Raw genomic sequence first — 24477 nt, 5'->3', positions numbered from 1 at the left:
GCCCCTGTTACCCAGGGTCAAGGGGTCGCTATCGTCCGCGGAACACCCGCGCGACGATCGCCACCAGCCCCGCCAGTCCCAGACCGGCCACCGTGGCCGACAGCAGGACCACCCAGTCGTGGAGCCGGCCGTTGAGCATCAGGACGCCGAGGGTCAGGAACAGCAGCCCGCTGAGCAGGGCCATCCAGTCGGTGCGGTGCAGGCGGCCGGGCCGCTCCAGGTCACGCGGCACGCTTCACCTCCACGTCGCCCACGCCGCCCCTGATGTGCAGGACGATCGTCGCCGGCGCGCCCTCCGGCGGCACCTCGGGCGGGAAGACCTTGTCCACCTCGACCCCGGTGCCGCCCGACAGCCAGTGGCCGACCTTGATGTCGCCCACCTTGTTGGTGGCGTGCACCTCCAGCGCGACCGTCGGCGGGACCTCCACGACCAGCTCGCCGACCGAGACCGAGGCGCGGACGGTGACCGTCGAGCCGGGCTCCAGCTTGAGCCCGGTGAGGTCGAGGAGGCCCTCGCCGATGCCCACCGCGTACTCCTCGCGCGCCTCCGCCGCGCTCGTCGGCTGCCACGTCACGTCGGAGATCTTCGTCGGCAGGCCGCGGAACAGCAGGCCGAGCGAAGCGGCGACCGCCACGACCGTGCCCAGCGCGACCAGACCGGCGCCCCTGCCCCACCAGGCCGCCACCAGCAGCCCGGCGCCGATGGTGACGAGCATCGCGCCGCCGACGGCGGTCAGGCTCGGTCCGGTTCCCGACGTGGACTGGACGGCCACGACGATCCCTCCCATGATCAAAGCGAGCAGCGTGGTGATCGCCCCGATGAAGGACCTGGGGCGCCTGGGCGCCGCCGCCCGCCCGCGGCGGGACGGGGCGGGGTGGGGCAGCGGCTCGTACGGGCCGGGGTAGCCGTAGGGGCTGTGCTCGTAGGGCTGCTCGTAGGGCTGCTCGTAGGGCTCCGGCGCTCCGTAGCCGGAGCGCTTGCGCGGGTCGAGCGGCCGGTAGGGGCCGTGCGGGGCGAACGGCTCGCCGTACGGCAGGCGCGGTACCGAGGGCGGCGGGCCCTCGGGCGCCTCGAAGACCTCGGTGTGGGGTTCGGGCGCCTGGGGCTCGGGCATCTGGGGCTCGGGCGCGACGGGCTCGAAGGCCTCGGTCTTCGGCTCGGTCTCGGGTGCGGACGTCTCGGCCCGGTGCCCGGCGGGCTCGAAGATCTCCGTGCGGGGCTCGGGGACCTGGGGAGCGTCGGGAACCCGGGGAGCGTCCGCGGCCTGGGCGGCATCTGGTCGCCCGCCCGGCGCCTCCGGCGTACGGACCTGGGTCGTGGGCGGCACGTCGGCGGGTTCGGCGCGGGGCGGCGGGAAGCCGTCGAAGCGGGGCGCGGGAGGGGCGACGTGCGGCAGGTCCGCCGTCCTCCTGCGGTTGAGCCGCTCGGGCATCGACCGGGCCAGCCCCAGCAGATCCACCCCTCTGGCGTGCGCCGTGAGCAGTGCCACGGCCAGCAGCGTGGCGACCACCAGCGTCCCCGTGCCGACCCAGACGGTGGCCAGGTTCACCGTGAGCCCGAAGCCGAGCACCGCCGTCAGCAGCGCCATGACCGTCTGCCCATCGAAGTCGCGGCGCGTCCACTGCTCCACGTACCCGGGGCCGCCCGAGGGTGCCTTCATCAGCAGCCAGGCCGCGACGTACAGGTACACCCCGACGCCGGAGGCGACGACGAGCACCGCGAACGCCAGGCGGAAGACGACGGGGTCGATCCCCGTGTACCTGCCCATACCCGCGCACACGCCCGTCAGGATGCGGCCCTCGCCGCTGCGCGCCAGCGGGCGCGGCGGCGCGGGAGGGGGCGGTGCCTGGTCGGTACGGCCGGGCGGTGCTTCGCTCATGCCACCATCGTGGCCCGGCGCGACCCCGATCGCATCCGGGAGCACCCTGACCCGACCCCGGGGCCGTCCCCTGATGTGCGCGGACCCCGATTCGTGTGACGATTTGCGTGTTATGGCAGACCAGAAGACGAGCACCGAGCCCGTCCCCTTCCCGCGCCTGATGCGGCCGATGGAGGGGCGCCTCGTGGGCGGCGTCGCCCAGGGGCTCGCGCGGCAGCTGCGGCTGGATCCCGTGGTGATCCGGCTGGCCTTCGTGCTGCTCAGCGTGGTGGACGGGGTCGGCGCGGTCGCCTACGCCGTGCTGTGGATGATCACGCCGCGGGAGCCGTACCAGGGGCAGCAGCCGCCCTCGCGCGACTGGAGCCAGCTGGCGGCGTTCACCGCGATCGGCGTGGCGCTGTTCGCCTTCGGCTGGCTGACGGGGGCGTCACGGGGCGGCATCGCCATGCTGCCGTTCGCGGTGGGCGGGATCGGCGCGCTGATCCTGTGGCAGCAGGCCGACCCCGACCGGCGCAAGACCTGGATGAGCGGGGCCACCAAGGGCATCCGCGCGAACCGGGTGCGCACGCTGCTGGGCGTCGTCCTGGTGGTCGGCGGCGCGATCGGGTTCCTGATCTCCGAGGGCCAGCTGGCGGCGGCCCGGCCGGGGCTGCTGTTCACCGCGGTGGTCGTCGGCGGGCTGCTGGTCATCGCCGCCCCGTGGCTGGCCGGGCTGTGGAAGGAACTGCAGCAGGAGCGCAGGGAGCGCATCAGGCAGGAGGAGCGCGCCGAGGTCGCGGCCATGGTCCACGACTCGGTGCTGCACACGCTGACGCTGATCCAGCGGGTCGCGCACGATCCGCGCGAGGTGACGCGCCTGGCCCGCGCCCAGGAGCGCGAGCTGCGCAACTGGCTCTACCAGCCCAAGCAGGACGCCGACGCCACGCTGGCCGCGGCGGTGCGCAGGATCGCGGCCGAGGAGGAGGACGCGCACGGCGTGCCCGTGGAGATCGTCTGCGTCGGCGACGTCCAGCTGGACCAGCGGCTCGACGCGATGCTCAAGGCCCTCCGGCAGGCGCTGGTCAATGCGGCCAAATATTCTGAAAGTCCGGTTATTTCGGTGTATGCCGAAGTAGAGGGGGACGAAGTCTTCATTTCCGTGAAAGATCGCGGCAAGGGATTCGACCTCGACGCGGTCCCGCCGGACAGGATGGGCATCAGAGAGTCCATCGTCGGCAGGATGGAGCGCCACGGCGGCACGGCCAGGGTGCGCAGCGAGCCCGGTGAAGGCACGGAAGTGATGCTGACCATGAAGGTGGAGAAGAAATGATCCGCGTGCTGATCGTCGATGATCACCGCTTGTTCCGCTCAGGCGTGCGGGCCGAGCTGGGGGACAGCATCCAGGTGGTGGGCGAGGCGGAGGACGTCGACAGCGCGGTCAAGGCGATCGCCGAGCTGGAGCCCGACGTGGTGCTGCTGGACGTCCACATGCCCGGCGGGGGCGGGCAGGAGGTGCTCCGGCGGGTGCTCGGCACCGGGTCGCAGGTGCGCTTCCTGGCGCTGTCGGTCTCCGACGCCGCCGAGGACGTGATCGGGGTCATCAGGGGCGGCGCGCGCGGCTACGTCACCAAGAACATCAGCGGGCGCGAGCTCACCGACGCCATCCGGCGCGTGGCCGAGGGCGACGCGGTCTTCTCGCCGCGGCTGGCCGGGTTCGTCCTGGACGCCTTCGCCTCCACCGAGGCGCCGCCGATCGACCCCGAGCTCGACTCGTTGACCCAGCGCGAGCGCGAGGTGCTGCGGCTGATCGCCCGCGGCTACGCCTACAAGGAGATCGCCAAGGAGCTGTTCATCTCCGTCAAGACCGTGGAGACCCACGTGTCCAGCGTCCTGCGCAAGCTCCAGCTGTCCAACCGGCACGAGCTGTCCCGCTGGGCCACGGCGCGGCGGCTGGTCTGACGTCCGGTTCCGCCGGCGCTCTGGCGGGATGCGCGGCTACGTGCGACATTTCAAAATATGGGCAGAGATGTGCCGCAGCTCGTGTTCAGCCGCGAGGACCGCCGGCGGTACCGCGACAAAGTACGGCTCTGCCTCGACGTGTTCGCCCGCATGCTGCGCGAGTCCTACTTCGAGTTCGACCGGCCCCAGGCCGGGCTGGAGATCGAGCTCAACATCACCGACGGCCGCGGCGAGCCCGCGATGTGCAACGCCGCCGTGCTGGAGGCCATCGCCCGGCCCGACTGGGCCACCGAGCTCGGCCAGTTCAACGTCGAGATCAACGTCACTCCCCAGAGCCTCGCGGGCGACGGCGCGCTGCGGCTGGAAAGCGACGTGCGGGCCAGGCTCAACCACGCCGAGGAGCGGGCTAGGTCGGTGGGCGGCCACCTGGCGCTGATCGGCATCCTCCCCACGATCCGCGAGCAGGACCTGGTCGAGGCCAACCTGTCGGCCAACCCGCGCTACAAGCTGCTCAACGAGCAGATCTTCGCCGCCCGCGGCGAGGACCTGCACATCCGCATCGACGGCGTCGAGCGCCTGGACACCTACGCCGACAGCGTCGCGCCCGAGGCCGCGTGCACGAGCGTGCAGCTGCACCTGCAGATCAGCCCGGAGCAGTTCGCCGCGCACTGGAACGCCGCCCAGGCCATCGCCGGGCCGCAGGTGGCGCTGGCCGCCAACGCGCCCTTCCTGTTCGGCAAGGAGCTGCACCGCGAAACCAGGATCGAGCTGTTCCAGCAGGCCACCGACACGCGGCCGATGGAGCTGAAGGAGCAGGGCGTACGGCCCCGCGTCTGGTTCGGCGAACGCTGGATCACCAGCGTCTTCGACCTGTTCGAGGAGAACGTCCGCTACTTCTCCGCGCTGCTGCCCGTCTGCGAGGAGGAGGATCCGCGCGAGGTGCTGGAGCGGGGCGAGATCCCCGAGCTGCACGAGCTGACCCTGCACAACGGCACCATCTACCGCTGGAACCGCCCCGTCTACGCCGTCGTCGAAGGCACGCCGCACCTGCGCATAGAGAACAGGGTGCTGCCCGCCGGCCCCACGGTGGCCGACATCGCCGCCAACGCCGCCTTCTACTACGGCCTCATGCGTGTCCTGCCGCACGCCGAGCGTCCCGTCTGGAGCCAGATGTCCTTCTCCGCCGCCGAGGACAACCTGGCCGCGGCCGCCCGGATGGGCATCGAGGCGCGGCTGTACTGGCCCGGCATCGGCGAGGTCCCGGCCTCCGAGCTGGTGCTGCGCCGCCTGCTCCCGCTCGCCTACCAGGGGCTGGAGCTGTGGGACGTCGACTCGGCGGTGGCCGCCCGCCTGCTCGGCATCATCGAGGCGCGCTGCGTGGAGCAGCGGACCGGCGCCACATGGCAGGTCGAGCGCACGCACGCGGAGACCGGCGTGGACCGGCACGAGGCGCTGCGCCGCATGACCGTGGACTACATCGAACGCATGCACACCAACGAGCCGGTGCACACTTGGGAAGTATGAGACCCCTTGCGCTGCTGCTGGCCGTGGTCCTGCTCGCCGCGTGCGGGGTGGTGCGGCCGCCGTCGCGCAACGCCCAGGCCGACGACTTCCAGGACGACCTCGCCGCGGCCCGCAGCCTCACCGAGGAGTTCTGGAAGCAGCAGTTCCAGGCGATGGGACGCACCTACCGGCCGGTGCGGGGCTTCATCGGCTACTCCGGCGGCGACGGGCCCTCCTGCGCCGGCCAGCGGGCCGTGCCGAACAATGCGTTCTACTGCCCCTACGGGCACTTCATCGCCTACGACCGCGACTGGCTCGAGGCGCTGTGGAACGAGCTGGGCGACGGGTCCACGTTCGTGATCATCCCGCACGAGTTCGGCCATGCGGTCCAGGCCCAGCTGGAGACGTCCTTCTCCTACAACATCGAGATCGAGCTGCAGGCCGACTGCTACGCCGGCGGCACCCTGTCCGGGCTGGTCCAGGCCGGGGCGCTGCGGGCGGAGCCGGGCGACGACGACGAGCTGATGATCAGTCTGGCCGCCGCCGGCGACCCGGAGGAGGACTGGTTCGACCCCCAGGCCCACGGGACGGCCGAGCAGCGCCAGCAGGCCTTCGCACGCGGCTACCGGCAGGGGGTGGGCGCCTGCTGATGTGCTCGGTGTATCCGCGTGTCCGCCCAGAGGATGATGCGGGCCGGGCCGCACGCCTCTAGCGTGGCTGTCATGGGTATCGCCGACGAGGCCGGCTGGCTGCGCAGGGGCGCCTGCCGCAGCAGCGATCCGGAGCTGTTCTTCCCCCTGGCGCCCTCGCGGGCGCAGGAGGCACGGGCCAAGGCGGTGTGCGCGCGCTGCCAGGTGCAGGCCGAGTGCCGCGACTACGCCCTGCGCTCGGGCGAGAGCGAGGGCATCTGGGGCGGGCTGACCCCCGACGAACGCCGCCGCCTGCGCTTCCCGGCGGGCTGGCGCGCTCCCGCGGCGTCGTAGCCTGTCAAGGTGCTGGGCCGATCGATCGCCGTGCTCGCCGCGGCCAACGTGCTGAACAACCGCCTCGCCAAGCGCTGGGCGCCGCTCACCTCGGCCGTGGCCGCCGGGGCCCTCGTGGCCATGGCGCGCCGTGCGGGGGTGTCGTGGCGCGAGATGGGCTTCGAGCGCGGGCGCAGGGGCGCCGCAGTGGGCGGGGCGCTGGCGGCCGGGGTGGCCGCCGCCTACACGGCGGGGATCCTGATCCCGCGCACCCGGGAGCTGTTCCGCGACGAGCGCGCGCTGTCGCTGTCACGGGCGCGGGCGCTGGAGGAGGCGCTGATCCAGGTGCCCTTCGGCACGGTGCTGCTGGAGGAGGTGGGTTTCCGTGGCGCGCTGTACGGCATGCTCCGCCGTACGAGGGGGACGGCCTATGCCACGGCGGTGTCCTCGGCGTTGTTCGGGCTCTGGCACATCCTGCCGGCCGTGGACATGGCGCGCGCCAACCCGGCGCTGGGGGAGCTGACGGCGGGGGACTCCCACCTGGACGTGCCCCGCGTGGTGGCGGGCAGCGTGGTGTCGACCGCCGCGGCCGGGGTGCTGTTCTGCGAGCTGCGCCGCCACGGCGGGCTGCTCACCCCGGCGATGCTGCATCTGGCGACCAACTCGCTGGGTTACCTGTTCGCCCGAATCGCCCCCGGCACACGAGCTCGATCGTGACGAGCACGGCCACCGCCTCGGCGGCCAGCAGCGACACCAGTACCACGAGCTGGACGATCCCGGCCTGGACCGGCTCGGCGCCGCCCAGGAGCATCCCCACGAACGCGCCCGGGAGCGTGACCAGGCCGACGGTCCTGGTCTGATCGAGGGCGGGCAGGAGCGCCTGCGCCGCCCTGTCGCGGCAGACCTCCATGCGGGCGTCCCGGTCAGGGAACCCCAGGGCCAGCGCCGCCTCCACCTCGCCGTGCCGGGTCTGGAGCTCGTCCATCGCCCGCCGCCCCGCCTGCGCGGTGGCCGTCAGGCAGCCGCCGAGGAGGATGCCGGTGATCGGGATGAGGACGACGCCCTGGGCGGGGGCCACTCCGGTGAGCGTGAGGAGGGCCAGGACGGGGAGGGTTCCGGCGGCTATGGGGATCGCGGCCGCCCACGGGCGCCGCCTGGAGACGCGCCTGCCCGCGGTGAGGCCGGCCACGGCGTACATGGCCAGCAGGAAGGCGACCGTCCAGGGGAGGGCCTTCAGGACGGCGGCGATGATCAGGGAGACCGCGGCCAGCTGGAGCGTGGCGCGGAGGCCGGCGGTGAGGACGGCCCGGGCGTGGCCGAGGGAGCGCGCGACCGCGGCCCCGCCCAGGGCGAGGAGGGCGATCACCACCGGTAGGGCGGGGGTGACGGTGAGCATGGGAGAGATTCTCCGGCAGGGGTGAGAGATCTTCACCTCCGGGGTGTGGATCATCCCCCGCGCATTTCTTATCAAGCCTTAAATGGTCGGAATTTCGGATTTGTGAATCGTCTACGCCGGTTTTTCGGCGGCTGTATATCAAAGTCGCTGTTCTTGATATACACTGGGAGGTGCGGAGGTGGAGTGTCATGCGCACAGTGATCGACATCGACAAGGAGCTGCTCCAGGCAGCACAGCAGGAGCTCGGCACGTCGACGATGAGGGAGACCGTCCACGCGGCGCTTCAGGTGGTGGTAGGCCGCGCGGAGGAAAGGGCAAGCGCAATAGAGGCGTTCGAGTTCTGGCGCACGGAGGGGAGCCCGGACCTGCTGGATCCGGAGGTGATGAAGCGCGCGTGGGAGTGACGGGGGTGATCTACCTCGCCGACAAGAGCGCGCTGGCGCGCGTGCGCACCAGCGACCTCGTGGCGGGGGCCCTGTACCCCCTCTTCCGCACGCAGGTGATCGCGACCTGCCCGGTCATCGATCTCGAGGTCTTCTACAGTGCCCGCGACCAAGGGCACTACGAGCGGCTGCTCAAGGCGCAGCGGCAGCTGATCGTCTTGCCGATGACGCCGGAGGTCCATGACCGGGCGCTGGAAGTGCAGCAAGTGCTCATCGCGAAATCCCAGCACCGCGGCATCGGCCCCGCCGATCTCCTGATCGCGGCCTGCGCCGAGGTCCACGGCGCCACGGTCCTCCACTACGACCGCGACTTCGACGTCATCGCCGAGGTCACCGGCCAGCCCGCCCTCTGGGTCGCGCCCCCGGGCTCCATCCCCTGACGCCCCCGGCTCCCGAACCCGGCGGGAGCCGTACCCCTCACTCGGTCGACATCACCTGGAACGCCTCGGCGTACCGGCCCTCGCCGAAGCCCGCGCGTACGGCCAGCTCTCCCCACCGCCCGCGCACGAACTCCTCGAACCCCTCGCGGTGCGCCACCTGGCTCACGTGGCACAGCAGAGCGGCGATCTTGCGGTCCACGGTGTCGGTGATGTCCACGAAGTGGTTCGGCGTCGAGCCTCCGGTCAGCCAGACCTCGCGCACGGTCCACGCCTCCAGCCCCTCCTGCGCCAGCAACTCGGGGAAGGCGTACGGGTTGCGCGCGTCGGGATAGACGGCGTCGAGCGTGGCGCCGCCGACCGCGCGATGGTCGGGGTGGGAGGGCGCGACGAACTGGTAGTTGCGGTCCGGGTGGTGGGTGATCACGAGATCGGGGCGCACCTGGCGGATCACGCGGGCGATGTCGCGGCGCAGCTCCAGGGAGGGCACCACGGTGCCGTCGGCGTAGCCCAGGAAACGCACGTCCGTGACGCCCACGGCCTTGGCCGCCGCGATCTGCTCGGCGCGGCGCAGCTCGGCCATGCCGCCGTTGTCCACCGTGCGCTCGTTGCCCCCGGCGTCGCCGTCCGTCACCAGCAGGTAGGTCACCTCGACCCCGCGGTCGACGAACTTCGCGACCGTGCCGGCGGCGCCGAAGTCCACGTCGTCGGGGTGGGCGGTCACGGTGAGCACTCTGGTGATCTCGTTGTCCGGAAGCATGCCCGTTCCAACCCTTCCCGTACGGCGCGCATTCCGTCGGTGGCGAGCCTTAACCTAGGTGGGTGCCCACCCGAGTCCCAGTCGACCATCCCTTGCTCGAAGGCCTCAACGCCCAGCAGCGCGAGGCCGTGCTTCACCACGGCAGCCCGCTGCTCATCGTCGCGGGAGCGGGGTCGGGCAAGACGAGGGTGCTGACCCACCGGATCGCGTATCTGCTGGCCGTTCGCGACGTGCATCCGGGTGAGATCCTGGCGATCACCTTCACCAACAAGGCCGCCAAGGAGATGAAGGAGCGCATCGACAGGCTCGTCGGCCCGCGCTCCAAGGCGATGTGGATCATGACGTTCCACAGCGCCTGCATGCGCATCCTGCGCCGGGAGGCCAAGCGGCTGGGGTTCCCCTCCAGCTTCTCCATCTACGACCAGGCCGACTCCCAGCGGCTGATGGCCATGGTGTGCCGGGAGATGGACCTCGACCCCAAGCGCTATCCGCCGCGGTCGTTCTCCGCGCAGGTGAGCAACTTCAAGAACGAGCTGATCGACTACGAGACCGCGCTGGGGAAGGCCGGCTCGCACCTGGAGAAGACCCTCGCCGAGGCCTACAAGTCCTACCAGCTGAAGCTGACCGAGGCCGGGGCGATGGACTTCGACGACATCATCATGAACACGGTGACGTTGTTCCAGCTCTTCCCCGAGGTCGCCGAGCACTACCGGCGCCGCTTCCGCCACGTGCTGGTGGACGAGTACCAAGACACCAACCACGCGCAGTACATCCTCATCAGGGAGCTGGTGGGCCGCCCCGAGCTGCGCACCGTCGACGGCGAGCTGATCAGGTCCGGCGACGACCAGTCCGAGCTGTGCGTCGTGGGCGACGCCGACCAGTCGATCTACGCCTTCCGCGGCGCGAGCATCCGCAACATCCTGGAGTTCGAGCGCGACTACCCCGACGCGCGGACCATCCTGCTGGAGCAAAACTACCGCTCGACGCAGAACATCCTGGCCGCCGCCAACGCGGTCATCTCGCGCAACGAGGGCCGCAAGCCCAAGAACCTGTGGTCCGACCAGGGCGACGGCCCCAAGATCGTGGGCTACGTGGCCGACAACGAGCACGACGAGGCCGTCTTCGTGGCCCAGGAGGTCGACCGGCTGCACGACGAGGAGGGCGTACGGCCCGGCGACGTGGCCGTCTTCTACCGCACCAACGCCGCCTCCCGGGTGTTCGAGGAGATCTTCATCCGCACCGGCCTGCCGTACAAGGTGGTCGGGGGCGTGCGCTTCTACGAGCGCAAGGAGGTCAAGGACCTGCTGGCCTACCTGCGGGTGCTGGCCAACCCCAACGACGTGGTGTCGCTGCGGCGCATCCTCAACGTGCCCAAGCGCGGCATCGGCGAGCGGGCCGAGGCGACGGTCGAGGCGTTCGCGTCCAAGGAGCGGATCCCGTTCTGGGAGGCGCTGCGCCGCGCGGACGAGGCGTACGGCCTGGCCCCGCGGTCGCTGAACGCGATCAGGGAGTTCGTCGCGCTCATCGAGGAGCTGATCGCCAAGGCCGAGGGCATGCCGCCGTCGGCGCTGGCGGAGGAGGTCCTGGTGGCCACCGGCTACCGGGCCGAGCTGGAGGGCTCGCAGGACCCGCAGGACGAGTCGCGGCTGGAGAATCTCAACGAGCTCGTCTCGGTGGCCTCGGAGTTCGAGGAGGCCAACCCCGAGGGGACGCTCGTGGAGTTCCTTGAGCAGATCTCGCTGGTGGCCGACGCCGACCAGATCCCCGAGTCCGACGGCGGCCAGGGTGTGGTCACGCTCATGACCCTCCACACCGCCAAGGGCCTGGAGTTCCCGGTCGTCTTCCTCACGGCGATGGAGGACGGCGTCTTCCCGCACATCAGGTCGCTGAGCGAGCCGAAGGAGCTGGAGGAGGAGCGGCGGCTGGCCTACGTCGGCATCACGCGGGCGCAGAAGCGGCTCTACCTCACCCGGGCCGCCGTCCGCAGCTCGTGGGGCGCGCCCTCCTTCAACCCGGCCTCCCGCTTCATCAGCGAGGTGCCGGGACATCTGGTGGAGTGGCGCAGCAGCCCGGAGAAGACCGCCTGGACCGCGGCCACCCGGCGGGAGCCCGCGCCCGCGCCCGCGGCCAAGAAGGGCGGCGGCGGCAAGCAGTTGCCCTCCCTGGCGCCGGGCGACCGCGTGTCGCACGACGCCTTCGGCCTGGGCACGGTGGTGTCGGTCGACGGTGTCGCGGAGAAGACCAAGGTGAAGATCGACTTCGGGAGCGGAGGCGAGAAGACGCTGCTGCTCGCCTACGCGCCGCTGGAGAAGCTTTAGGCGGGCGCCCTCGCCGTCACCGCGACGACGATCGCACGATCTCGGGGTAATCTGCGCCAGGTGAACGTACTCATCAGCGGGGGAGCAGGCTACATCGGCAGCACGATCGCCTCGGCGTGCCTCGACGCGGGCATCACGCCGGTGATCCTCGACAGCCTGGTGACGGGCCGGCGCGAGTTCGCCGACGGGAGGATCTTCTACGAGGGCGACATCGCCGACGGGGCGCTGGTGGACCGGATCTTCGCCGAGCACCCCGGCATCGAGGCCGTCATCCACTGCGCGGCGTTGATCGTGGTGCCCGACTCCGTGGCCGACCCCATCGGGTACTACCGCGCCAACGTCGCCAAGAGCCTGGACTTCATCGACCACCTCATCCGGAACGGCTGCCGCCGCATGATCTTCAGCTCGTCGGCGGCCATCTACGGCGCGGGCGCGGACCTCACGGTCGACGAGGACTCGCCGATCGACCCGCAGAGCCCCTACGCGCGCACGAAGGCGGTCTGCGAGGCCATGTTCGCCGACATCGCGGCGACAGGGAAGATCAGGGTGCTGTCGCTGCGCTACTTCAACCCGATCGGCGCCGACCCGAAGATGCGCACCGGCCTGCAGCTCCCGCGGCCGACCCACGCGCTGGGCAAGATGATCGAGGCATACGAGCGTGGCGTGCCGTTCCACATCACCGGGACCGACTATCCCACCCGCGACGGTTCGGGCATCCGCGACTACATCCACGTCTGGGACCTCGCGGAGGCGCACGTCGCGGCGCTGCGCCGCTTCGACGCGCTGGACGTCTCGGCCGTCAACCTCGGCACCGGTTCGGGCACGACGGTCCGGGAGCTGGCGGAGGCGTTCAACCAGGTGGTGGACCGGCCCATCGAGGTCGTGGAGGCGCCACGCCGGCCGGGCGACGTGGCGGGGGCCTACACGCGCACCGACCGGGCGGAGCGTCTGCTGGGCTGGCGGGCTCGCTACTCGCTTGTGGACGGCATTCGCCACTCGCTGGAGTGGTCGGCGCTGCGGGAGTCGCGGCTGAGTTCCTGAGCCGGTACGGCCCAGCCGTACCGGAAGAGCAGCAGGGGCGGTGCGACGCGCCACCGTCGACCGCCCCGCGACGTACCGTCGACCGACCCGCGACGTCAGGAGCCGACGGAGACGTGGCCGGGGAACGGGACCGGGGGGATGCCGTCGGCGATGTCTCTCAGTTCCTCGATCGTGATGGCCTGGTCCGCGGGAGGCGGGGTGATCTTCACCGTGGCGCCCCAGCCGGTGTAGCGGGTGTCGTAGATCGTGGTGCGGCCGAGGTACGTGTCGACCACCTGGGTGACCAGGCGTGCCGGGAGCCCGCGAGAGTCCAGCGTGAGCCGCCAGGTCAGGATCTCCTGCAGCTGCTCGCGGTCGGGCTTGCCCGGGAAGGACGCGCGAGTCCACGCCGAAGCCTTGCGGAGCTGACCCATGGTGATCTCGCCCTGGTAGCCCGAGGCGGTCTTCGTGCCGATCTTGAGCAACGCCTTGAGCGTGGCCGGTTCGGCGACGTTGATGGGCTGCGCGAACTGGCCGAGGATGCCACCGGCCGGCCTGTCGGCGATCTTGACCCAGCTCTTGTCGTGGGGCAGGACCGTGCTGGTCATGCCGCCCGAGATGTACGCCGTCGACCCGACATAGATCGTGCGCTCCGGCGTTGCCATGGTCTTGCCGAGCTCCGTGGCGTCTTCTGGCAGGTCGCTCGCCTTGATGTTGAGCTTGGCGGTGATGTCGGAGGCGGCGATGCCGCCCTTGCGGAACGCCAGCCTGCCCTCGCGCCGCAGCTGGACATCACGGGTCTTGCCTTCCACGTAGGTGACCCGCTCGGTGAACGACACGCCCTTGCCCGCGGTCTGGATCTTGGCGAGCGCCTCAACGGGGTCGGCGGGGGCGGCGGCCCGGGCGGGCCCGGCCGTGAGGAGTGCGGCGACCATGACGGCGACGCCGGCGAGGATTCGCTTCATCGTGATCCTTGAACAACGAAGGGGGCCACGATCATGCAGGGCCCGGATCACGGAGAGGTCTCGGAGACACGACAGGAGGGCGGCGCCGACGCGGCGCCGCCCTCCCGCATGGCGCGTCAGTTGGTGATGGTGACGTGACCCTGGAACGGGGTCGGCAGCTCGTCGATGTCCTCGTCGAGCTCCTCGGGACGCGCCACCTGGTCGGCCGGAGGAGCGGTGATCTTCACCGTGGCGCCCCAGCCGGTGTAGCGCGTGTCGTAGACGAACGTCGTCTTGCCGTCGGTCCGCTGGCTGACCAGGCGCGCGGGAAGGCCACGCGAGTCGAACGCGAGCTTCCAGGTGAGCACCGACTTCGCCTCCTTGCTGTCCGGCTTGGACGACAGCGAGGCGCGGGTCCACGCCGACGCCTTGTACAGCTGGCCGAGGGTGATCTTGCCCTGGTAGCCCGAGGCGGTCTTGGTGCCGGTCTTGAGCAGCGTCTTGAGCGTGGCGGGCTCGGCCGCGTTGATGGGCTGAGCCGCGATGCCGAAGAACCCGCCCGCGGGCCCGTCGGGGATCTTGACCCAGCTCTTGTCCTGGGGCAGGACCGTGCCGATCATGCCGCCCGAGATGTACGCCGTCGACCCGACGCGAATGGTCCGCTCGGGCGTCGCCAGACCCTTGAGCAGGTCGGGGGCGTCCTCCGGGATGTCGCTGCTCTTGATGTTGAACTTGGCGGTGATGTCGGAGGCGGCGATGCCGCCCTTCTTGAACGCCAGCGTTCCTTCGCGCCGCAGCATGACTTCGCGGGTGCGTCCTTCCACGAAGGTGACCCGCTCGGTGAACGACACGCCCTTGCCCGCGGTCTGGACCTTGGCGAGCGCCTTCGCCGGGTCGGCCGGGGCGGTGGCCTGGGCGGGCCCGGCCGTGAGGAGGGTGGCGGCGACCGTGACGGCGACGCCGACGAGAATTCGCTTCATCGTCATCCTTGAGTGATTGGAGGGGGACGACGATCCTGCAGGATGCGGATCACGAAACGATCTCGGCATGCAGGAGCTAATACGAGACCTTTGTGAAGGTCTCGTGCAACCGGCCCCGTCCACGAAGTGAGATCAGCGTCACATCGTGGAATATCTCCGCCCCGGTGAGCAGGTGGGGTCTTGACAAAGGCTAGGCTTCACTGGCGGAAACGCCCGGTGCGCGGGGTGGGCCGGGCCGTCGAACATCAGTCGGACTAGCAGGAAGTGAACCCGACGCCGCCGAGCCGAGGGTGAGCGACCAGAGGAACAAGGACGGACCCTCGTGGACCTGTTCGAACATCAGGCGAAGGAGCTCTTCGCGGATTACGGCATCCCGGTGCCGCGCGGCATCGTCGCGCACACCGTGGAGGAGGTGCGAGCGGCGGCCGAGCAGCTGACCGGCCGCGTGGTGGTCAAGGCCCAGGTCAAGACCGGCGGCCGGGGCAAGGCGGGCGGCGTCAAGGTCGCCGACGACGCCGACGACGCCGTCAAGAAGGCCACCGACATCCTGGGAATGGACATCAAGGGCCACACGGTCCGCAAGGTGCTCGTGGAGGAGGCCAGCTCGATCGCGGAGGAGTACTACTTCTCCTTCCTGCTCGACCGGGCCAACCGTACCTTCCTCGCGATCTGCTCGGCCGCGGGCGGCATGGACATCGAAGAGGTCGCCCACAACACCCCCGAGAAGGTCGCCAAGGTGCCGGTCTCTCCGCTGACCGGCGTCGACCGCGCCAAGGCCCGTGAGATCGCCGCTGCCGGGCAGCTGCCCGAGAAGGCCCTCGACGGCGCCGCCGAGCTGATCGAGAAGCTGTGGTGCGTCTTCGTCGACGAGGATGCCACGCTGGTCGAGGTCAACCCCATGATCCTCACCACCGACGGCGAGGTGAAGGCGCTCGACGGCAAGGTCACCCTCGACGACAACGCCGAGTTCCGCCAGCAGGACCACGAGAAGTTCGCCGACAAGGCGGCCGAGGACCCGCTGGAGGCCCGCGCCAAGGAGAAGGACCTCAACTACGTCAAGCTCGACGGCAGCGTCGGCATCATCGGCAACGGCGCGGGCCTGGTCATGTCCACGCTCGACGTCGTCGCCTACGCCGGCGAGTCCTTCCCCGGCAAGCCCCGGCCCGCGAACTTCCTCGACATCGGCGGCGGCGCGAGCGCCGAGGTCATGGCCGCGGGCCTGGAGATCATCATGTCCGACCCGAGCGTGAAGTCGATCTTCGTGAACGTCTTCGGCGGCATCACCGCCTGCGACGCGGTGGCCAACGGCATCGTGTCGGCGTTCAAGCTGCTGGAGAGCCGTGGCGAGGAGGTCACCCACCCGCTGGTGGTCCGCCTCGACGGCAACAACGCCCAGCTCGGGCGGCAGATCCTCGCCGACGCGAACCTGCCCAGGGTCGAGCTGGTTGACACGATGGACGACGCGGCCAAGCGGGCCGCCGAGCTCGCCGCGGTAGGTGCGTGACACATGGCTATCTGGCTGACCGAAAACAGCAAGATCATCGTTCAGGGCATGACCGGCTCGGAGGGAACCAAGCACGCCAAGCGCATGCTGGCCTCCGGGGCCAAGGTCGTCGGCGGCGTCAACGCCCGCAAGGCCGGCACCACCCACCTCGACCTGCCGGTGTTCGGCACGGTCAAGGAGGCCATGGACAAGACCGGCGCGGACGTGTCCGTCGTCTTCGTGCCCCCGGCGTTCACCAAGGACGCCGTCAAGGAGGCCATCGACGCCGAGATCCCGCTCTGCGTGGTGATCACCGAGGGCGTCCCGGTGCACGACACGACCGAGTTCTGGGCGTACTGCGTCGCCAAGGGCAACAAGACCCGCATCATCGGCCCCAACTGCCCGGGCATCGCGTCGCCCGGCGCGTCCAACGCGGGCATCATCCCGGCGGACATCACCACGGCCGGGCGTATCGGCCTGGTGTCCAAGTCCGGCACGCTGACCTACCAGCTCATGTACGAGCTGCGTGACCTCGGCTTCTCCACCTGCGTCGGCATCGGCGGCGACCCGGTCATCGGGACCACGCACATCGACGCGCTGGAGGCGTTCCAGGCGGACCCGGGCACCGACGCGATCGTGATGATCGGCGAGATCGGCGGCGACGCCGAGGAGCGGGCCGCGGCCTACATCGAGCAGCACGTCACCAAGCCGGTGGTCGCCTACGTCGCGGGCTTCACGGCCCCGGAGGGCAAGACCATGGGGCACGCGGGCGCGATCGTATCCGGGTCGGCGGGCACGGCGCAGGCGAAGAAGGAGGCGCTGGAGAAGGTGGGCGTCCGCGTCGGCAAGACGCCGTCGGAGACGGCGCGCCTGATGCGGGAGATCATGCAGTCCCGCTGACTCCTACTCTCCTTGAGAGGTCCCGTCCACACGGGGCCTCTCTTTTCTTTCCTCCTGTACGGCGGAGCCGGGTTTCGCCCACCTGCCGCGTTTGTCTTCTTTCCTGTACGGCGAAGCCGGATTTTGCCCACCCGCCGCGTTTGTCTTCTTTCCTGTACGGCGGGGCCGGGTTTCGCCCACCCGCCGCGTTTGTCTTCTTTCCTGTACGGCGGGGCCGGGTTTCGCCCACCCGCCGCGTTTGTCTTCTTTCCTGTACGGCGGGGCCGGATTTCGCCCACCCGCCGCACGGGGCTGGGCCCTGTCCAGGGTGACGCTCACCGGGTGTGCGTGGTCGGCCGCCGTTACGGCGTCTTCTTGGGCGATCGCCGTGGTTCCCACCCTGGGCGCCGTCCTCGTTGCGCCGGGCTCCGCCGTACCCCTTCCCGCCGACCCGGCGCGGGAGAGGGCGGGGAAGAGGGCGGGAGAGTGTCGGCAAGGTGGCGCGGGGGTGCCGGGAAGGTGGCGCGGGGGCGCCGGGAAGACAGCGGGGGCGCCGGGGAGGCGGCGGGGGAGTGTGGGGCGTGAGCGCGTTCGCGGCGCGTCGCCGCAGCCCCGAGCCCGCACCGCGGGCGCGCAGCGACACGCCCGGCGGTTCCCACCCACGAGAGGCCCGATGGCTGCGGAAAGCCGGGAGAATAGGCGGGGACGGGGTGTCGGCACGGGTTCTTGACGGAAAACTTGAGAACATCGAAGACTGTGACGGCCCCGACCCTTCTCGACCAGCTACGGACGGCCCCCCGAACAGTGCTCGCCAGGATTCCCGGGATCACGGGCGACGATGACGAGAGCCGGCGGCCGCTTCCCGTGTCAGGGATGCTCGCCGCCGCGATGACGCTCGGCGTCGGGCTGGCCGCGCTCACGACCCTGACGCTGATCGGGTGGATCGCGGCGCCCAAGGGCACGCTCGGCTCCGGGCTGCCGGGGGTGTTCCGGACGGCCGCGCAGGTGTGGCTGGCCGCGCACCACACCGGGTTCGCGATTCCCGGCGGGCGGGTGGGGCTGTTGCCGCTCGGCCTGATGGCCCTTCCCGCCTTGCTGCTCTACAGGGCCGGCCGGTGGATGGCGCGGGACGCCGACCTGCGGGTGCGGCTGCCGGCGAGGCTGCCGAAGAACAGCCCGCGCCGGCAGGCGACGCTCCGCCGCAGGGCGCAGCTGGTGCTCGTCGCGCAGGCCGGGGTGTCGCTGGCCGCGCCGTACTCGCTGCTGGCCGGGCTCATCGCGCTCGTGGCGCGCAACGACGTCACCCAGCCGTTCATCGGCGAGGCGCTGCTGAGCCACTTCACGCTCGCGTTCGTGTGCGGGGTGCTGGCCACGGCGCGGACCATCGGGCCTTTCCGGTCGATGCTCATGCTGCTGCCCGAGCGGGTGCGCGCGGTGACGGCCGGCACGGCGGTGGCCACGGCCCTGCTGCTGGCCGCCGGGCTGCTCGTCGTGCTCGCGGCCGTCGCGGTCAACTTCGGCCAGGTCAGGGACCTGACGCAGGCGCTGTCGCCCGGCCTGGTGGGCGGGGCGCTGCTGCTGCTGGTCCAGCTGCTGTATCTGGCGAACGCCGTGATCTGGGCGAGCGCCTACATCGCGGGGCCCGGGTTCGCGGTCGGCTCCGACACGCTCGTCGCGCCCACGGGGGTGGACCTCCACGCCGTGCCGATCCTGCCGATCCTCGGCGCGCTTCCGGACAGCGGCCCCGCGCCCGCGTGGGCGATGGCCGTGATCGCCCTGCCGTTCGCGGCCGGGGCGGTGGCTGGGGTGGTCTTGGTGCGGATCGCGCCGTCGCCGTCGTACGAGGGCGCGCCGCTGTGGGGGCTGGCCACGGGCGTGACGACGGGGCTGGCGGCGGGGGCGCTGGCGGCGCTGTCGGGTGGCCCGCTGCGGGGCGGCAGGCTGGCGGTCGTGGGGCCGTCGCCCTGGGAAGTCGTGCTGTCGGTCGCCCTGGAGGTGGGCGTGGCGGCGGGCATCTCCGCCGGGCTGGCCAACTGGCTGCTGCTCAACCGCAAGGCCGGACGGCCGCCGGGCCGGGTGCGCAGGGTCGGCGCGGCCGGTCTGGGCGTGCTGGCGAGGATGGCCGGCAAGGTGGGCCTGGCCGAGACGGACTCCCGGCCGCTGCCGGGACACTGGCTGGACGCGACGGAGGCCGACACGCAGCCCATCCCGGTCATCCGCGACGACTGGATGGACGAGCACGCCTCGGCCGCCGCGGAGGTGCGCGCCCAGTCCAGGCGGCGGGACATCGTCGACGAGACCGACGACCGGGGCGGCCACGTGATCTACATGGACCCCTACGCCTGGGACCGCGACTGACCGCGGACGCCCGGCCGGCCGGAGCGCTCCTCGGGGACGGGCGTAAGCCTGTGGGAAGGAGATCGTAAGGGCCTTCCGCCACAGTGGGGTCATCGAAGCGACCGAGTGACAACCCGGAAGGACGAACCCATGCGCAAGCTCAAGCTCCAGGTCCAGACCACCGTCGACGGCTACATGGCCGGACCGAACGGCGAGCTGGACTGGGCGCTGCATTCGTGGACCGACGACATCAACACCTACATCGACGCGCTCAGCAAGTCGGTCGACACCATCGTGCTGGGCCGCAAGCTCGCCGAAGGCTTCATCCCGGCCTGGGAGTCCGGGCCCGAGGGCGAGACCCAGGAGTCCATCGACTGGATGAACAACACGCCCAAGGTCGTCATCTCCAACAGCCTGACCGAGTCGCCCTGGAAGAACGCCGTCGTGGCCGGCGGCGACCTGGAGGAGACCGTGAACCGACTCAAGGCCCAGCCGGGCGGGGATCTGATCGTGTACGGCGGCGGCACGCTCGTGACGAGCCTGATCGCCAAGAACCTGATCGACGAGCTCTACCTGTTCGTCAACCCGACGGCGATCGGCGCCGGGATGCCCGTGTTCCCCGACGCCGGCGCCTACCACCGCCTCACCCTCGTCTCGGCCCAGCCGTTCGACTGCGGGATCACCGCGCTGCACTACCGGCCCAAGCGCTAGGCCGGGTCGCCGAACCGGGGAGGACGGAACCGGGGAGGACAAGGGCATTGGGCACGCTCGGGAGCCGTAAAACGACGCGGAACCGATGACGGACCCTCTGCTGAGAATGGTGCGGGGCCCGGGGGACTGAACAGGGGTACCGCAGATGATCTTCAATCGACGCTTAGCCGGGCTCGGCGTGGCCGGGGCGATGCTGGCATGGTCGCTGTCGGCCACGCTGTCCGGGCCGGCGCAGGCCCTCGCGAGCAGGGCGATCGCCGACTTCAACTTCGACGGATACGACGATCTGGTCGTCGCCTCGCCGCTGGAGGACGTGGGGGGCGTCCAGGAGGCCGGGGTGGTCCGGATCTTCTACGGAGGCAACGACGGGCCTGGCTCCGGCGGGCTCCAGACGATCACCCAGAGCTCGGGGAACCTGGGCAGCGACCCCGAGCCGGGCGACCACTTCGGCGCGGCGATCGCGGTCGGCGACTTCCTGTTCGGCTCCGGCTCCGAGCTGGTGATCGGAGTGCCCGACGAGGACGACGACGAGATCGCCGGAAACCGGACGGACTCGGGGCTCGTCCACATCCTGACGGGCGGCACGGGGGTGCAGCTCAACGTCAACGCCGCGCTCACGCTGAACCAGGCGGGCGCCCAGCTCGGACTGGCCGAGGTCGAGGCCGGGGACCGGTGGGGCGCGGCGCTGGCGGTGGGCCGGGTCGGGCGGTCCGGGTCGGACCTCGCGGTCGGCGCGCCCGGCGAGGACATCCAGGTCGTGGACGCCGGCGCGGTCGACCTGCTGCACTTCGAGAGCAGCCGGTTCGACGGCGTCCGCAGGCTGCACCAGGACGAGACCTTCGTCGAGGGGGAGGCCGCGGCCGGGGACGGCTTCGGCGCGGCCGTCGCCATGGGGAACTTCGACAACGACGCCTTCGACGACGTGGCCGTCGGGGTGCCCGCGAACCAGGCCAACAGCCTCGACCCGGGCGGCGAGGTCAACGTCTTCTACGGCGGCAACCCCCTGGGGTTCGGCGACGACCAGCTCTGGCGGCAGAACATGCTGGCCGGCGGTCGCGAGGCCGAGGACGACTTCGGGGCGAGCCTGGCCGTCGGCAGCTTCGACGGCGGCTCGAGCGACGACCTGGCGATCGGCGTGCCGGGCGAGAACGGCGACGCGGGCGCGGTCGCGGTGGTGTACGGCACGTCGGCCGGGCTGTCGCCGGCCCGCAACCAGCTCTGGCGGCAGGGCGCGGGCGGTCTTTCCGACATGGCGGAGAGCGGCGACCGGTTCGGCGAGGCCCTCGCGGCCGGCAACTACAACGGCGACGGCCAGGACGACCTGGCGATCGGGGTGCCGCGCGAGTCGAACGCCGGCGCCGTCCACGCCATCTACGGCGAGAGCGACGGCCCGCAGTCGCCCGGCCAGCCCGCGCTCGGCTCCGACCACGAGGACTTCTTCGTGCAGGCCTCGGTGGGCGCGACCGGCGAGCAGGGCGACCGGTTCGGGGCGGCGCTGGCCGCCGGGGACTACGACGACAACAACGAGGCCGACCTGAGCATCGGGAACCCGGCCGAGGACGTGGACGGCGCGACGGGCGCCGACCACGGCCAGGTCATCGTCGTCTTCGGCAAGAACCCGCTGATCGGGTTCGGCGGGCTGGACAAGAACGATCACCGCCTCTTCCAGCGCCCGGCGTTCCCGCAGGCCGGCGGCCAGTTCGGCGCCGTGCTCCACTGATGACGGTGGAGTGAGGGGAAGAGAACACGAGGCCTCGTCCATCCACGGGCGAGGCCTTCGCCCTGCCCGGGCACCCACTCCGCCTAGGGCTGGCCCTCGCCGAGGAACCTGAGCACGCCCTCTGGCAGCTTGCGCTCGGTCGCCTTACGGAACTCGGCGAAGCACTCGCCCTGCGAGGAGACCGTGCCGGCGCCCTTCATGCACTCGGAGTAGGCGGAGTACTCGTCCATCAGGTACAGCTGCAGCGCGGAGGCCGTGGCCGAGATGAGCAGGGCCACCGACGACACCGCGATGCCCGCGACGGCCGTGCCGACCGGCCTGCCGTCGGCCTTGAGCTGCGGCACCGCGCGGATCCCCGCGACGACGGCGAACACCGCCAGCACGAGTGCGGCCGGCGGCAGCATGAACGCCATGACGAGCGCCGCGATCGCCAGCCAGATCGCCCTGCGCCCGGCGATCTCGGCGGGCGCGCGGACCGGGATGGTCACTGAGCCTCCTTTTCGTCGCCGGTGACGATAACCGATACCCTGGCTACCCAACCCCACTCACCCATGGAGCGCTGCGTGTCCAAGGCTGGGCGGCTCGTCGTCCTCGTCTCCGGCTCTGGAACCAACCTACAGGCCCTGCTGGATGCGACGGCCGATCCGTCGTACGGCGCAGCCGTCGTGGCCGTGGGCGCCGACCGCGAGGGTATCGAGGGGCTGGCCCGTGCCGAGCGGGCGGGCGTGCCCACGTTCGTGGAGCGGCTGAAGGACCACCCCACCCGCGCCGGCTGGGACGCGGCGCTCGCGGCGCGGATCGCCGAGCACAAGCCCGACCTCGTGGTGTGCGCGGGCTTCATGAAGATCCTGGGCGCCCCGACGCTGGAGGCGTTCCCCGTGGTCAACACCCATCCGGCGCTGCTGCCGTCCTTCCCCGGCGCGCACGGGGTGCGTGACGCGCTCGCCCACGGGGTCAAGGTGACCGGCTGCACGGTGATGCTGGCCGACGCCGGGGTCGACACCGGGCCCATCATCGCCCAGGAGGCCGTGCGGGTCTTCGACGGCGACGACGAGGCGTCCCTGCACGAGCGCATCAAGACCGTCGAGCGAGGACTGCTCGTCGACACCGTGGGCCGCATGGTTCGCGAAGGCTGGACCGTCACCGGGCGCACCGTCCGGATCGGCAAGTGAACACCAGGAGGGCAAGTCAAGTGACCGAGGGTCTTGGCCGCGTCGCCATCCGGCGTGCGCTGATCGCGGTGTACGACAAGACGGGGCTGGAAGAGCTGGCCCGGGCGCTGGAGGCGGCGGGGGTGGAGATCGTCTCCACGGGCGGCACGGCAGCCGCCATCGCCTCCTACGGCGTCCGCGTCACCAAGGTCGAGCAGCTCACCGGGTTCCCGGAGTGCCTCGACGGCCGGGTCAAGACCCTGCACCCGCGCGTGCACGCGGGCCTGCTGGCCGACATGGCCAACCCCGCCCACGTGGCCCAGCTGGAGGAGCTGGAGGTCGAGCCGTTCCAGCTGGTGGCGGTCAACCTCTACCCGTTCAGGGAGACGGTGGCCTCCGGGGCGGCCGCGGCCGAGTGCGTGGAGAAGATCGACATCGGCGGCCCGGCGATGATCCGCGCCGCGGCGAAGAACCACAGCACGTGCGCGGTCGTCGTCGACCCCGCCGACTACTCCCAGGTGATCAAGGCGCTCAACGAAGGCGGCTTCACGCAGGCCGAGCGCCGCCGCCTGGCGGGCCGGGCCTACGCCCACACGGCCGCCTACGACGTGGCGGTGGCGGAGTGGTTCTCGTCTGTCTACACGCGGGAGGAGGACGCCTGGCCCGAGTTCGCGGGCGAGACGTGGACTCTCAAGACCCCGCTGCGTTACGGCGAGAACCCCCACCAGGAGGCGGCCCTCTACACCCAGGGCGAGGGCGGGCTGGCCAACGCCGAGCAGCTGCACGGCAAGGAGATGTCCTACAACAACTACCTCGACGCCGACGCCGCCTGGCGCGCCGCGTGGGACTTCGAGCGGCCCGCCGTCGCGATCATCAAGCACCAGAACCCCTGCGGCATCGCGGTGGGCGCCGACGTGGCCGAGGCGCACCGCAAGGCGCACGAGTGCGACCCGGTCTCCGCCTTCGGCGGCGTGATCGCGGTCAACCGCGAGGTGACCGAGGAGCTGGCCCGGCAGATCGCCGAGGTGTTCACCGAGGTCGTGATCGCCCCGGCGTTCGCCGAGGAGGCGCTGGCCGTTCTCACCCAGAAGAAGAACATCCGGCTGCTGCGCTGCCCGCAGGGCCCGTCGCGGCCGGTGGAGCTCCGCGAGATCGACGGCGGCCTGCTGGTCCAGACCGTCGACAGGGTCGACGCGCCCGGCGACTCGCCGCTGAACTGGGAGCTCAAGGCCGGGGCGCCCGCCTCCCCCGAGGTGCTGGCGGACCTGGGGTTCGCCTGGCGGGCCTGCCGGTCGGTCAAGTCCAACGCCATCCTGCTGGCCTCCGGCGGGGCGACCGTCGGCGTCGGGATGGGCCAGGTCAACCGCGTCGACTCCTGCCGCCTGGCGGTGACCAGGGCGGGCGAGCGGGCCGCCGGGTCGGTGGCCGCCTCCGACGCCTTCTTCCCCTTCGACGACGGGCCCGAGGTGCTCATCGCGGCCGGGGTCAGGGCCATCGTGGAGCCCGGCGGGTCGGTGCGCGACCAGGACGTCATCGCGGCTTGCGAGAAGGCCGGGGTGACGCTCTACTTCACGGGCACCCGGCACTTCTTCCACTGAGCCGCGTGTCAAGTCACACATTCGTGGCGTTTAGGCAAGCTCCCGAAGCTGGCCAAGCACGGTCCGCAGTCCGCTAA

General features: G+C 71.2%; 24 protein-coding genes. 17 read left to right on the top strand and 7 right to left on the bottom strand.

Features of this window, described 5'->3' with window-relative positions; all coding sequences use genetic code 11:
* Positions 1-28 precede the first annotated feature (28 nt).
* Positions 29-232 carry a hypothetical protein gene (locus tag BSB02_RS22910; RefSeq protein ID WP_084961675.1) on the bottom strand — a complete coding sequence of 68 codons (204 nt, stop codon included), beginning with the start codon at positions 230-232 and terminating at the stop codon, positions 29-31.
* A complete protein-coding gene (locus BSB02_RS22905) occupies positions 222-1880 on the bottom strand; it encodes a PspC domain-containing protein (RefSeq protein WP_084961673.1) in 1659 nt (552 codons plus the stop codon). Before BSB02_RS22905 ends, BSB02_RS22910 begins: the two co-directional genes overlap by 11 nt.
* A 112-nt stretch (positions 1881-1992) precedes the next feature.
* Between BSB02_RS22905 and BSB02_RS22900 the strand changes: the two genes are divergently transcribed.
* The 6 genes from BSB02_RS22900 (at position 1993) to BSB02_RS22875 (ending at position 7000) form a co-directional block, all read left to right on the top strand.
* Positions 1993-3189, top strand: a complete 1197-nt coding sequence (locus BSB02_RS22900; protein WP_084961671.1) for an ATP-binding protein — start codon at positions 1993-1995, stop codon at positions 3187-3189.
* Entirely contained in the window at positions 3186-3818 is a 633-nt protein-coding gene (locus tag BSB02_RS22895; RefSeq protein ID WP_084961669.1) for a response regulator, read from the top strand. Before BSB02_RS22900 ends, BSB02_RS22895 begins: the two co-directional genes overlap by 4 nt.
* 57 nt (positions 3819-3875) lie before the next feature.
* A complete protein-coding gene (locus BSB02_RS22890) occupies positions 3876-5342 on the top strand; it encodes a glutamate-cysteine ligase family protein (protein ID WP_084961667.1) in 1467 nt (488 codons plus the stop codon).
* The gene (locus BSB02_RS22885; protein WP_084961665.1) at positions 5339-5971 is read left to right on the top strand and encodes a neutral zinc metallopeptidase; all 633 of its coding nucleotides are present in this window, start codon (positions 5339-5341) and stop codon (positions 5969-5971) included. Before BSB02_RS22890 ends, BSB02_RS22885 begins: the two co-directional genes overlap by 4 nt.
* Before the next feature lie 72 nt (positions 5972-6043).
* Positions 6044-6304, top strand: a complete 261-nt coding sequence (locus tag BSB02_RS22880; RefSeq protein WP_084961664.1) for a WhiB family transcriptional regulator — start codon at positions 6044-6046, stop codon at positions 6302-6304.
* A 9-nt stretch (positions 6305-6313) separates the two neighbouring features.
* Positions 6314-7000 carry a CPBP family intramembrane glutamic endopeptidase gene (locus tag BSB02_RS22875; protein ID WP_084961662.1) on the top strand — a complete coding sequence of 229 codons (687 nt, stop codon included), beginning with the start codon at positions 6314-6316 and terminating at the stop codon, positions 6998-7000.
* Here BSB02_RS22875 and BSB02_RS22870 read toward each other — a convergent pair.
* Positions 6915-7679, bottom strand: coding sequence for an ABC transporter permease (locus BSB02_RS22870; RefSeq protein ID WP_084961924.1), 765 nt, complete (start codon positions 7677-7679; stop codon positions 6915-6917). The genes BSB02_RS22875 and BSB02_RS22870 overlap by 86 nt on opposite strands.
* 188 nt (positions 7680-7867) lie before the next feature.
* Here BSB02_RS22870 and BSB02_RS22865 point away from each other — a divergent pair, with 188 nt between their 5' ends.
* Both BSB02_RS22865 and BSB02_RS22860 read left to right on the top strand, forming a co-directional pair.
* Positions 7868-8083, top strand: a complete 216-nt coding sequence (locus BSB02_RS22865) for a type II toxin-antitoxin system VapB family antitoxin (RefSeq protein WP_084961660.1) — start codon at positions 7868-7870, stop codon at positions 8081-8083.
* Positions 8074-8502 (top strand): PIN domain nuclease, encoded by a 429-nt coding sequence (locus tag BSB02_RS22860; RefSeq protein ID WP_084961657.1) that lies wholly within the window; start codon positions 8074-8076, stop codon positions 8500-8502. The genes BSB02_RS22865 and BSB02_RS22860 overlap by 10 nt, the downstream gene beginning before the upstream one ends.
* A gap of 37 nt (positions 8503-8539) precedes the next feature.
* Here the strand turns inward: BSB02_RS22860 and BSB02_RS22855 are convergent, their stop codons facing one another.
* Entirely contained in the window at positions 8540-9259 is a 720-nt protein-coding gene (locus BSB02_RS22855) for a PIG-L deacetylase family protein (RefSeq protein ID WP_084961655.1), read from the bottom strand.
* 92 nt (positions 9260-9351) lie between these two features.
* On the opposite strand from BSB02_RS22855, the gene pcrA reads away from it, so the two are divergent.
* Positions 9352-11577 carry a DNA helicase PcrA gene (gene pcrA, locus BSB02_RS22850; protein ID WP_084961653.1) on the top strand — a complete coding sequence of 742 codons (2226 nt, stop codon included), beginning with the start codon at positions 9352-9354 and terminating at the stop codon, positions 11575-11577.
* Between the two features lie 60 nt (positions 11578-11637).
* Complete coding sequence (gene galE, locus BSB02_RS22845) at positions 11638-12618, top strand: UDP-glucose 4-epimerase GalE (RefSeq protein ID WP_084961651.1); 981 nt, start codon at positions 11638-11640, stop codon at positions 12616-12618.
* Between the two features lie 95 nt (positions 12619-12713).
* Here galE and BSB02_RS22840 read toward each other — a convergent pair whose 3' ends face one another.
* Together BSB02_RS22840 and BSB02_RS22835 are read right to left on the bottom strand one after the other, a co-directional pair.
* Complete coding sequence (locus BSB02_RS22840; protein WP_084961649.1) at positions 12714-13562, bottom strand: hypothetical protein; 849 nt, start codon at positions 13560-13562, stop codon at positions 12714-12716.
* 116 nt (positions 13563-13678) lie between these two features.
* Positions 13679-14521 (bottom strand): hypothetical protein, encoded by an 843-nt coding sequence (locus BSB02_RS22835; protein WP_084961647.1) that lies wholly within the window; start codon positions 14519-14521, stop codon positions 13679-13681.
* A gap of 322 nt (positions 14522-14843) precedes the next feature.
* On the opposite strand from BSB02_RS22835, the gene sucC reads away from it, so the two are divergent.
* From sucC to BSB02_RS22810, 5 genes are all read left to right on the top strand, one after another.
* On the top strand, positions 14844-16025 hold the full coding sequence (sucC, locus tag BSB02_RS22830; protein ID WP_084961645.1) for an ADP-forming succinate--CoA ligase subunit beta: 1182 nt from the start codon (positions 14844-14846) through the stop codon (positions 16023-16025).
* 3 nt (positions 16026-16028) lie between these two features.
* On the top strand, positions 16029-16904 hold the full coding sequence (sucD, locus tag BSB02_RS22825; protein ID WP_084961643.1) for a succinate--CoA ligase subunit alpha: 876 nt from the start codon (positions 16029-16031) through the stop codon (positions 16902-16904).
* Between the two features lie 852 nt (positions 16905-17756).
* The gene (locus tag BSB02_RS22820; protein ID WP_240506598.1) at positions 17757-19241 is read left to right on the top strand and encodes a cell division protein PerM; all 1485 of its coding nucleotides are present in this window, start codon (positions 17757-17759) and stop codon (positions 19239-19241) included.
* A gap of 129 nt (positions 19242-19370) precedes the next feature.
* On the top strand, positions 19371-19931 hold the full coding sequence (locus BSB02_RS22815; RefSeq protein WP_084961640.1) for a dihydrofolate reductase family protein: 561 nt from the start codon (positions 19371-19373) through the stop codon (positions 19929-19931).
* A gap of 145 nt (positions 19932-20076) precedes the next feature.
* A complete protein-coding gene (locus BSB02_RS22810) occupies positions 20077-21651 on the top strand; it encodes an FG-GAP repeat protein (protein WP_084961638.1) in 1575 nt (524 codons plus the stop codon).
* A gap of 83 nt (positions 21652-21734) precedes the next feature.
* Here the strand turns inward: BSB02_RS22810 and BSB02_RS22805 are convergent, their stop codons facing one another.
* Entirely contained in the window at positions 21735-22139 is a 405-nt protein-coding gene (locus tag BSB02_RS22805; RefSeq protein WP_084961636.1) for a DUF4190 domain-containing protein, read from the bottom strand.
* 75 nt (positions 22140-22214) lie between these two features.
* Between BSB02_RS22805 and purN the strand changes: the two genes are divergently transcribed.
* On the top strand, positions 22215-22823 hold the full coding sequence (gene purN / locus BSB02_RS22800) for a phosphoribosylglycinamide formyltransferase (protein ID WP_240506597.1): 609 nt from the start codon (positions 22215-22217) through the stop codon (positions 22821-22823).
* 20 nt (positions 22824-22843) lie between these two features.
* Positions 22844-24400 (top strand): bifunctional phosphoribosylaminoimidazolecarboxamide formyltransferase/IMP cyclohydrolase, encoded by a 1557-nt coding sequence (gene purH / locus BSB02_RS22795; protein ID WP_084961632.1) that lies wholly within the window; start codon positions 22844-22846, stop codon positions 24398-24400.
* The last annotated feature ends 77 nt before the right edge of the window (positions 24401-24477 follow it).

Source organism: Thermoactinospora rubra (assembly GCF_002093975.1).
In the GTDB taxonomy this organism is placed as follows: domain Bacteria; phylum Actinomycetota; class Actinomycetes; order Streptosporangiales; family Streptosporangiaceae; genus Nonomuraea; species Nonomuraea rubra_A.
This window is presented reverse-complemented; position numbering and strand designations above follow the sequence as displayed.

What these genes read in the sequence shown, in the direction of transcription:
- BSB02_RS22905 (WP_084961673.1), bottom strand. Translation starts at nt 1,880, where the DNA reads ATGAGCGAAGCACCGCCCGGCCGTACCGACCAGGCACCGCCCCCTCCC.
- BSB02_RS22900 (WP_084961671.1), top strand. Translation starts at nt 1,993, where the DNA reads ATGGCAGACCAGAAGACGAGCACCGAGCCCGTCCCCTTCCCGCGCCTG.
- BSB02_RS22895 (WP_084961669.1), top strand. Translation starts at nt 3,186, where the DNA reads ATGATCCGCGTGCTGATCGTCGATGATCACCGCTTGTTCCGCTCAGGC.
- BSB02_RS22890 (WP_084961667.1), top strand. Translation starts at nt 3,876, where the DNA reads ATGGGCAGAGATGTGCCGCAGCTCGTGTTCAGCCGCGAGGACCGCCGG.
- BSB02_RS22885 (WP_084961665.1), top strand. Translation starts at nt 5,339, where the DNA reads ATGAGACCCCTTGCGCTGCTGCTGGCCGTGGTCCTGCTCGCCGCGTGC.
- BSB02_RS22880 (WP_084961664.1), top strand. Translation starts at nt 6,044, where the DNA reads ATGGGTATCGCCGACGAGGCCGGCTGGCTGCGCAGGGGCGCCTGCCGC.
- BSB02_RS22870 (WP_084961924.1), bottom strand. Translation starts at nt 7,679, where the DNA reads ATGCTCACCGTCACCCCCGCCCTACCGGTGGTGATCGCCCTCCTCGCC.
- BSB02_RS22865 (WP_084961660.1), top strand. Translation starts at nt 7,868, where the DNA reads ATGCGCACAGTGATCGACATCGACAAGGAGCTGCTCCAGGCAGCACAG.
- BSB02_RS22855 (WP_084961655.1), bottom strand. Translation starts at nt 9,259, where the DNA reads ATGCTTCCGGACAACGAGATCACCAGAGTGCTCACCGTGACCGCCCAC.
- BSB02_RS22840 (WP_084961649.1), bottom strand. Translation starts at nt 13,562, where the DNA reads ATGAAGCGAATCCTCGCCGGCGTCGCCGTCATGGTCGCCGCACTCCTC.
- BSB02_RS22835 (WP_084961647.1), bottom strand. Translation starts at nt 14,521, where the DNA reads ATGAAGCGAATTCTCGTCGGCGTCGCCGTCACGGTCGCCGCCACCCTC.
- sucD (WP_084961643.1), top strand. Translation starts at nt 16,029, where the DNA reads ATGGCTATCTGGCTGACCGAAAACAGCAAGATCATCGTTCAGGGCATG.
- BSB02_RS22820 (WP_240506598.1), top strand. Translation starts at nt 17,757, where the DNA reads ATGCTCGCCGCCGCGATGACGCTCGGCGTCGGGCTGGCCGCGCTCACG.
- BSB02_RS22815 (WP_084961640.1), top strand. Translation starts at nt 19,371, where the DNA reads ATGCGCAAGCTCAAGCTCCAGGTCCAGACCACCGTCGACGGCTACATG.
- BSB02_RS22810 (WP_084961638.1), top strand. Translation starts at nt 20,077, where the DNA reads ATGATCTTCAATCGACGCTTAGCCGGGCTCGGCGTGGCCGGGGCGATG.